Source organism: Campylobacter sp. BCW_6871 (assembly GCF_001762325.1).
GTDB classification, from domain to species: Bacteria; Campylobacterota; Campylobacteria; order Campylobacterales; family Campylobacteraceae; genus Campylobacter_D; species Campylobacter_D jejuni.
In genome coordinates this window covers 1-8,221 of the sequence record NZ_MJWQ01000058.1, presented here as the reverse complement: position 1 = coordinate 8,221, position 8,221 = coordinate 1, and the positions used below count along the sequence as shown (strand labels likewise).

Annotated in this window: 10 protein-coding genes; 2 read left to right on the top strand and 8 right to left on the bottom strand. The window is 28.6% G+C overall.

Annotated features, from left to right (window positions below; all coding sequences use genetic code 11):
* A partial coding sequence (locus tag AJ930_RS06465; RefSeq protein ID WP_261659504.1) for a conjugal transfer protein TraG N-terminal domain-containing protein occupies positions 1-2,660 on the top strand: 2,660 nt, incomplete at its 5' end.
* Positions 2,661-2,689: 29 nt separating this feature from the next.
* Here AJ930_RS06465 and AJ930_RS06460 read toward each other — a convergent pair.
* The 5 genes from AJ930_RS06460 to AJ930_RS06440 all read right to left on the bottom strand — a co-directional run bounded on the left by AJ930_RS06460 (position 2,690) and on the right by AJ930_RS06440 (position 4,199).
* A complete protein-coding gene (locus AJ930_RS06460) occupies positions 2,690-2,971 on the bottom strand; it encodes a hypothetical protein (RefSeq protein ID WP_070275019.1) in 282 nt (93 codons plus the stop codon).
* Positions 2,972-2,982: 11 nt separating this feature from the next.
* Positions 2,983-3,264, bottom strand: coding sequence for a type II toxin-antitoxin system YafQ family toxin (locus tag AJ930_RS06455; protein ID WP_044779584.1), 282 nt, complete (start codon positions 3,262-3,264; stop codon positions 2,983-2,985).
* A complete protein-coding gene (locus tag AJ930_RS06450) occupies positions 3,251-3,478 on the bottom strand; it encodes a hypothetical protein (protein WP_002819580.1) in 228 nt (75 codons plus the stop codon). Before AJ930_RS06450 ends, AJ930_RS06455 begins: the two co-directional genes overlap by 14 nt.
* Before the next feature lie 130 nt (positions 3,479-3,608).
* Positions 3,609-3,968 carry a type II toxin-antitoxin system HicB family antitoxin gene (locus AJ930_RS06445; protein ID WP_002779573.1) on the bottom strand — a complete coding sequence of 120 codons (360 nt, stop codon included), beginning with the start codon at positions 3,966-3,968 and terminating at the stop codon, positions 3,609-3,611.
* A 3-nt stretch (positions 3,969-3,971) separates the two neighbouring features.
* Positions 3,972-4,199, bottom strand: coding sequence for a hypothetical protein (locus tag AJ930_RS06440; RefSeq protein WP_070275018.1), 228 nt, complete (start codon positions 4,197-4,199; stop codon positions 3,972-3,974).
* 276 nt (positions 4,200-4,475) lie between these two features.
* Here AJ930_RS06440 and AJ930_RS06435 point away from each other — a divergent pair, with 276 nt between their 5' ends.
* Positions 4,476-5,162 (top strand): Fic family protein, encoded by a 687-nt coding sequence (locus AJ930_RS06435; protein ID WP_171822127.1) that lies wholly within the window; start codon positions 4,476-4,478, stop codon positions 5,160-5,162.
* Positions 5,163-5,474: 312 nt separating this feature from the next.
* On the opposite strand, the gene AJ930_RS06430 is transcribed toward AJ930_RS06435, so the two are convergent.
* The 3 genes from AJ930_RS06430 to AJ930_RS06420 all read right to left on the bottom strand — a co-directional run bounded on the left by AJ930_RS06430 (position 5,475) and on the right by AJ930_RS06420 (position 8,089).
* Entirely contained in the window at positions 5,475-5,921 is a 447-nt protein-coding gene (locus tag AJ930_RS06430) for a DNA repair protein Rad50 (RefSeq protein WP_252365813.1), read from the bottom strand.
* Positions 5,922-6,242: 321 nt separating this feature from the next.
* Positions 6,243-6,905 carry a hypothetical protein gene (locus AJ930_RS06425; RefSeq protein WP_052858602.1) on the bottom strand — a complete coding sequence of 221 codons (663 nt, stop codon included), beginning with the start codon at positions 6,903-6,905 and terminating at the stop codon, positions 6,243-6,245.
* Between the two features lie 176 nt (positions 6,906-7,081).
* The gene (locus AJ930_RS06420) at positions 7,082-8,089 is read right to left on the bottom strand and encodes a DUF3825 domain-containing protein (protein ID WP_044779628.1); all 1,008 of its coding nucleotides are present in this window, start codon (positions 8,087-8,089) and stop codon (positions 7,082-7,084) included.
* Positions 8,090-8,221 lie beyond the last annotated feature (132 nt).

Below are 8,221 nucleotides of genomic sequence, written 5' to 3'. Positions count from 1 at the left end.
TTAGCACTTTGTTTTTTGCACCTTCATTTTTATTTGGTGCAACTGAAATAGCTAATAGCAATTTAATTTATACTTGGGGTTATGGCGATGTGATGAATGAAATCATGCAAGCTGTTAAAGGTATAACCACTGAAACAAGTTATATCGTTAATGCAGCCTTAGCTATTTCATTATTACTTTTTAGTATCAAAAAAGCAATGGATGGACAAACAAATCCTGTGTTTGAATTTGGAAAAATGTTTATACTTTTTGCTGTAGTGTGGCAGATGTTTTTAAGAGCGCCAAATGACAATAATCACCGCTTCATGATTCACGATGAAGTAACAAGTAAAGATTATGTCATTTCTCAAATTCCTATAGGTATAGGAAAAAGCTTTGCATTAATGACACAATTTGAGAAGGTTATCCTAGAAGCTATGGAAAAACATTTTTCAACTCCACAATCTACAAATTTTTCTAACGCAGGTTTGGGTTTTTCACTTCAAGTAATGAGTACTTTACCAAGCGTAAAGCTTTCGGCTATTGATGCAACTTTACAAAAAAATATTGATTTTTATTTTAGAAACTGCGTTTCAGTAGGTATCTTGCTTAATCAACAAGGTAGAAATCTTTTTCAAAACTCTGATAATTTAATGCAAGATCTTTTCACAAATATAGGCAATGGCTCTCAGCTTACTCCTTTGTTTAAAAATAACAATAATGTTGAAGAACAAAGTGTTGTGCCTTGTTCTGATGCAGGTCCTCAAATCGTTGAAATGATTCAAAACGATACAGATGAAGCTATGAAGATTCATGCTGCTTTGCTTGGTATGGTAGATGATATGACAAATTATGAGCAAAAGTTCTTAGGCGCTGCACAAATCTATAACGAACAAGCTGTAAGTGCTAGATCTTATTTACAGCAATCCATGATAATGCTTGCTTCTCAAGATGCAATCATTAATACCGCTAAATCAGTAGGATTAAATCCTGCTTCTGTGGCTGCAAATACTGCTTATGCGGATCAGCAATTTTATGCAAGTATGCAAGCACAAGGACACATGGCACAAACTTATTTGCCTTTAGCTAAAGCTTATTTAACAGCTATCATCATAGGTTTATCTTGGCTTGTTGCTTTACTTTCTATTGTATTTGGCTCTTACGCTCATATTAAGATGTTTTTTACTCTATGTATTTGGATAGTGCTTTGGACTCCTATTCTTTGTATTATTAACTATCTAAATGATTACAATCTTATGAAAGTTGCACAGGTAATAACAGGTGGAAAAGCAGCTTTAAGCTTAGGAGATAATATGCTTATCTTTAAAGAAGTAGCAAGTAGATCAAATTTCATGAATTATCTTGTGATGAGTACTCCTGTTTTAGCTTATGCAATTGCTAAAGCAAGTGAGCAAGGATTTGTAACTTTTGCTTCTGGATTATCTCAAGCTCTAACAGGTGCTTCAAGAGCTGCTGGAAGCTTTGCAAATCAGCAAGCCTTATCTACACAAACAAGTATAGCTGCTCCTAGAGGAGATGAAGTTTGGGCTGTGGGTGCAGGTTATAATACTCTTCAATCTTCGTTTGGTGCAGGTGGTAGAAGTTTTATGGGAACAAGAGATATGCAACATGGTGGCGAATTAGTTAAAGATAATATGACAGGAAGTTCCGCTGTAATCAATGCTAATGGTTCTATAGGTAATGCTTCTATTAAAGGATTAAATGCTGGTATGACTGCAAGCAATTTAGAAACAAGAGCGCACGCTCTAAGTGATGCGATTCAAAATTCTAACCTATCTCAAAGAGCTTTAGAAGTTGCTAGTGGAAAAGGAGATAGCTTAGCCTTATCAGAAAACGATAGAAATACTATCACCAAAGCATCACAACATGCTTTAGCTGATGCTTATTCTAAAGTAACAGGTGTGGATGTAAAACAAGCTTATGAAGATGTGATGAGTGGAAAAATTGGTGGTGGTATTGGCTTAAATAAAGAAATAAAAGGAGTTAGAATAAATGTTGATGCAGGAGGTACTTTATCTACTTCATCAGTGGAATCTGAAGGTTGGTATCAAAATCTAAGCAAAAATCAACAAGAAACCTTTAATAAAACCTTTAACGAAAGCATTTCTAATGAAATTGGTAAAAATAGAGATGCAAGTGCTTCATTCAACAATCTTCTTAAAACAGGAAATGTTACAAATTCTGCTAGTATTAAAAGTTCTATGGACAGCTATAATGAAGCTAAAACACTTAATAATTCAGTGGGTTATGATGGTGGAGCTTCTATTGTTCAAGGCTATATCAATGAAAATTATGGTGGTGTAGTTAATAAAGAAAATGTGGCTTCTGCTGTGAATGCTGTTGAAAATATGGCTGCAAGGGGAGATATGCAAGGATTATCACACTATGCAGGAGTAAACTCTAATGTCAATTCAAATGGATTACACGAGCAAACAAAACATAATTATTATGATCCAAAAGGCACTATGACTGATCACAATAAAGCCATAGACGATTTAAATTCAAGATATCAAGGTTTCTTGAAAACAAGAAATGCTCCTGCTAAAGTTGAATCAGAAGGACTGGCATTTGATGTAGAAAAAGCAGCAGGCGCAGCTGAGAAAAAAGCAGGAACTGCTATCAAAGAAAGAAATGAAAAAATCAATGATACTTATAAATAATAATGCACTGAGTCTAGTTTTAACTAGGCTTAGTGGCGATGGCGATTAACATTATGGTATATATTTCCTATCATAAAGCTATATTTTGGATCATTAATATAATCACTTTCAAAAGTTGATGAGCGTGATCTTAATGAGTCATCAGTATCTTCAAAATTCTCTTTTAAAAACTTCTTGATTTTCAATAATGTATTTTTAGAAAACAATTTGCTTAACCTATCTCTGATTAAATACAAAAGACAACAAGTTATTAAAACACTAACAATAGATGCAAGTACTGCTAAATAAATAATTAAGTGCGCTTTATCCATCTTTATTCCTTTCAATATTTTTTAAATAACTTACTATGACTACCTAGTTTTAAAATATTTAGCTCTAACTCATTATTATGTTTTTGATAAATTAATAACAAGTTAGACTTTATATGACATTCTCTAAAATCTTTTAATACACCTTTTAATTGATGATCTTTATATTTAGGTTCTAAATTCTCATCATTAGAAAGTTTTACAATAACTTCATCAGTTATTTTACGCTCTTCATCGCTTATTTTTTTGTAAGCTTTTATAAAATCTTTATGGTAATAAATTTTATATTTTACCATTTTGATAAGCTTTCACAAAGTCTTGATGCGAATTAAAGCTTAATGCAGTATTGACTTTTTTTTCTTTATCAAGTTCTTTGCTTGCATTTAATATCTTACTTTCAAAACTACTCAACTTAGGCTTAGAAATTTTACATTTGGCATTTATGCTTTTTGCTAAACCCTTGAATGCAGGTAAAAAATCTTCATTAACATTTTCAATAATAAGGGTCATAAGCAACTCCTTTCTCAATTTATATAACATAATTATACCATTTTTAATAATTTTTGCAAGTATTTATACTATAAAATGCCTATTTTTTAGGAGTTTGAAACGGATTTTTTTTATTTAACTATGTCAATTTTTAAGTGCTTATTTTATAAGATTTTATAGCGCTATTTGCAAGATCGGCTAAGAATTTGCTTCTATTATCGCTTATTGTATCTATTGCCTCTACTAAGCTTTTAGGCAAGGTAATATTAATTCTAATTTTTGCTTCATTATCAATAGGTTCTTTAATATAATCACCTTTTTCAAGCATAACTTCTAATGCTCCTTTAAAAGCTTCTTTGAGATCTTTTAAGGCTTCTATTTCATTTTCACCATCTCCCATAATATAAGGGAAATCTTTATATCTTGCAAAATATCCTCCGCCATCTTTTTCATCAAGTTTTTTTATAATAATTTCATAAGGTAGATTAAGATAGTAATCTAAGTCTTTCATAATTCATTCTCCTGTTATAGCTTTTAAAACCATTTTGACATATATAGCCTTTATAGGGTGTTTAAATGAAATAGTAATAAGATCACATTCTTCTTTTCTGAATTGATAATGTAATCCGCCTTTATTAAAACATTCATAACCTTCGCTTTCTAATAAAATCTTAAGCGTTTCAAAGGGCGCATTGTTAGGATTATTTTTTAAATCTTTAATAATTTTATCTTTTTTACTCACTATAATATCCTTATGAGTATGTATTATACACACTTTTTATTAAGTATCACTTATAAACCGAACGCAATTCTTTTAATCTTGTTGTCTTTGTATGTTTAAAGGGGCTTTTCTGTCCTGCGGTTTTGCTAAAAATACTTCCATTTTAAACTTAAAAAACCTAAAGTTTAGATATAATCTCACAAAACGCTTACTATGTCGTTTCATAGTTAAGCCTTTAGGGTTATTTCCGCCAAGAGTTAAAACTCAAGGCGGATTTTTATGAAGGAAAGATTTAAAATGAGAAATTTAACTTTAGAAGAAAATATATTTTTAGCAAAAAGAAACCTTGTAGATATTATTTGGAAATCCGCGAATTTAGAAGGTGTAAATGTTACTTTTCCTGAAACTCAAATGATTATAGATGGCTTTAGTGTTCCTGATAAAACAATACAAGATTTAACAATAATTTTAAATCTCAAAAGAGCTTGGAATTATTTGTTTGATACCATTAATGAAAAAGTTAGTTTGAGTTTGATACAGGACTTTAATAGGATTGTAGGCAGAGATTTGGTTCATAAATTAGGATTTTTAAGAACAGCTGATGTTAAAATAAGTGGAACAAATTTTAAACCAAAATTACCTATTGATTATGAGGTTAGTAAAAATATAGAAACAATTTTAAAAAATGAAAATAAAAAAGAAGTAGCATTGGATTTGATGCTATATCTTATGAGAAGTCAATTATTTTTTGATGGAAATAAAAGAACTTCAATGCTAATTGCTAATAAAATTTTAATTGAAAATGGATTCGGTATTTTGGCAATTGCTAAGAATGATATGAATGAGTTTTTTACCCATCTTGTTAAATTCTATGAAACAAACAATAATTATGAAATAAAACAATTTTGTAAAGAAAATTGTATTGAAACAATGGTTTTTCATAATGATGAAGAAAAAACAAATTATAGGAAAGAATTGAGATAACACTCAAATTTTCATATAAAACATTAAAACTTATTCATTCAAAAATACTATAATTAAAGCGTATTAAGCATGGCTACTCTTTCGGTTATAAGAAGGAGACATGATGAGTAGTCATTGATTTTTTAGTTCTTGTCTTAGAATTAATTAACGAGATAATCAAGCTTGTTGATTATCTCACTTAAAAAACCGTTGAAAATTCTATAAAAACCACACTTAGTCTAAGCTTAATACAATTGTAACAAAAAACACTTAACCGAAAGAGGTGTGGCTTTCGGCTATTTGTTCTTGCAAAGTCTTTATCGTTAATATGTTCTATTGTAAAACTTCTATAAAAATTTCTTTACTTTTTAGTTTCTCATAAAAATTTTTTCTTTTATTGGGGTCGTTTGTAGTTACAATGGTAAATCCTGCTTGTTGAATTTTCATGAGAATTTCTTTTGAAATATTCATACTATGGAATAATTTTTTAAAATGTTCAGGTGTCATTACTACTGCTCTAATATAATGAAAAAATGGATTACCATTTTCTTTATTTTTATTATATTGTATAGTATTATTAAACACTATGTCACTGCTGTAACTAATGTTTTGGAAATTATCTTCTTTGATACGCTTTCTCATCTCATTATAAAATGAAGTTAATTTGTTATTCTCATCTTTAATAAGATTAAGTATAGGATCTGGAATTTTATCTAAATATTGATTTTTTTCATCGAAATTATCCACATTAAAAGAAGTAATATAGTAAGATTTATCCATTGCTAATATTATAGAAGTTGAAGGATAATTTTTATCATAATCATCAAAATATAAATTCACATTTATATCGTGATATTGATAACGAAGTTTAATACAGTTTCCGACTTTTTTATATTTAGCATTATTGTACTTCTCTAATAAAATATCTAAAATATAGTATCACTCATTTGCACTCCTTTAAAACGAAAATCTAAATATTATGTTATTATACAATCAACATTTTAGAGCAATACTAAATATAAACTAAATTGACAATTTTTTTATTGTATGATATAATTTAAAATCATTATAAGGGCGGATCGAGATCGCCCATCTTAAATACTATTTTAAGTAGCTATTCAAATCTTTTTCAAAACTCTCTATTAAATCACTTAAAAAAGCATTGATTTTATTTGGCATAACGCCTATAAAGGTATTATGTGATTTTGTGGTGATTCTAGGAGCTAAAGCCTTTTGATTTGTTATTTTTGTTTTATATAAATTTTCCCAGTGAAAACTTCTATTTCTGATTGTGAGTAAAAGGTTAAGAACAATATTTGCTTTTTCTATATTGCTAAAACTATTTTTATATTTTTTATTATTTACATAGTGAAAGTAATATTCTTTGTTGTGTGCATAATATTTTTTAAAATTTATATTAGAAGAATTAATTATTTTTGCCTCTAAGTGTTCTAGCTTAATTATAAATATTACATCTCCTGAAGAAATTCTTGAAATGAGTTGATTGTTATCTAATATTTCTTTGTTTTGCAATTTAATTATTTTTTGTTTGATGTTTTCTTCGTTATAATTTCTTAACCATTCTAAATCTTTTTCTTTCATATGTTTATCTAGTAAATTTCTTAATACTAGTTCAAGTATTGCTATTTTTGTTGTTATGCTTGCAATCATTTTTAAATTATCAAAATGTTCGTAAATATTATTATAAGATTCTAATCTTTCTTTAGAAAACAAATATTCAAGATCGGTTTGTTCTGTTGGCATGAATTTCTCTAATATTGGATTAATATTCTTAAATCATATCAAATTTTTACAAAAAATATTATTATTCACACTTGTAAGTACTTTTTTCAAGCTTTCTTTCCATTTCTTTTTTTGGAAATAAAATTACATGGTAAAATGACTTATCTCAAAAGCCTATTTTACCAATGTTTTCACTTTCAAATGGTGTTTTTTACCCATTCAGATTCAACTATTGAAAGAACTCTTGCAGTTTTGTAAATATTATCATGCGGATTTAGTATAGTTCTCACAGCGTAATACTGTTCGTTTTTTACCTCTTCTTTTTCAACTACAACTATCGTATCAACTGATTCTTCTTGAAGTTTCAAAGGAATGTATAAAACTACTCTTTGCTTATAAGCTGCAGGAATAATCATCTTTTGAAGATTATAATTATCTTTGATGATTTTCAATTCACCATTAATAATGTGTCCTATGAACCTATCATTTAGTTTTTTCACAATTTCAGGTAATCGCTCTTTTCTCTCAAAAAGATGCAAATGATTTACCCTAAAATCCAATTTACTGTCAAAAATGATTTCATTTTTGAATGTATCATAATCGCTTAAAGATTTAGGTATTTCTAAATCATCTAAAACTCTATCTCCATTAGAACAAAATTTTCTAAAAATATATCCTCCATTTTCCTGCTTTTCAAAGCATGCAAATATTGGAAAAACACCTGTACTATACAAACCTGTATTGAAACATGCCTTTGTTTTGTCTTTATTATAAGTAATAATATCAGGATAGCTTTTATTTTCGTAAATGAACTCAAAATATTTAAATAGATAAGAAAATAAAATATTATTTCCATTTCCCCAAAATTCTTTTTGAGCTATATTAGAAAGCTCTTGGAGTGTATTTAGAAAATTTGGAAAATAGGCAAATTGAAACAACAAAGGTTTCTCTTCAACTTTGTTTTGAATTTGATCACGATTTGAAGTCTTGTTTCTTGTGGTAGCTTTTTTAACATAAACTAAAGAAGGTTCGTTTTCATCTTTTTCAAGATCAAAGCCTGCTTCTATTAATGCCTTACTACAATTGATTTTTAAATCATATTTTCTTTTCAAATATTGACTGATATGTCCTGTAGTAACATGGTCAAATTTAGTTTTACTATCTTCATAGGCTTCTAAAATTAATTTTTCTATGTTTTTTTCCACGCTAAAAACCTAATTGTCCTTTCTTATAATCTTCTAAACCTTTCAATAGTCCAAAAAGTATGTCAGAATCAACCGCTCCTTCAATAGGAGTGCCTATTACTTTTCCTGTTGGAGTTAAAATATAAGTTGTTG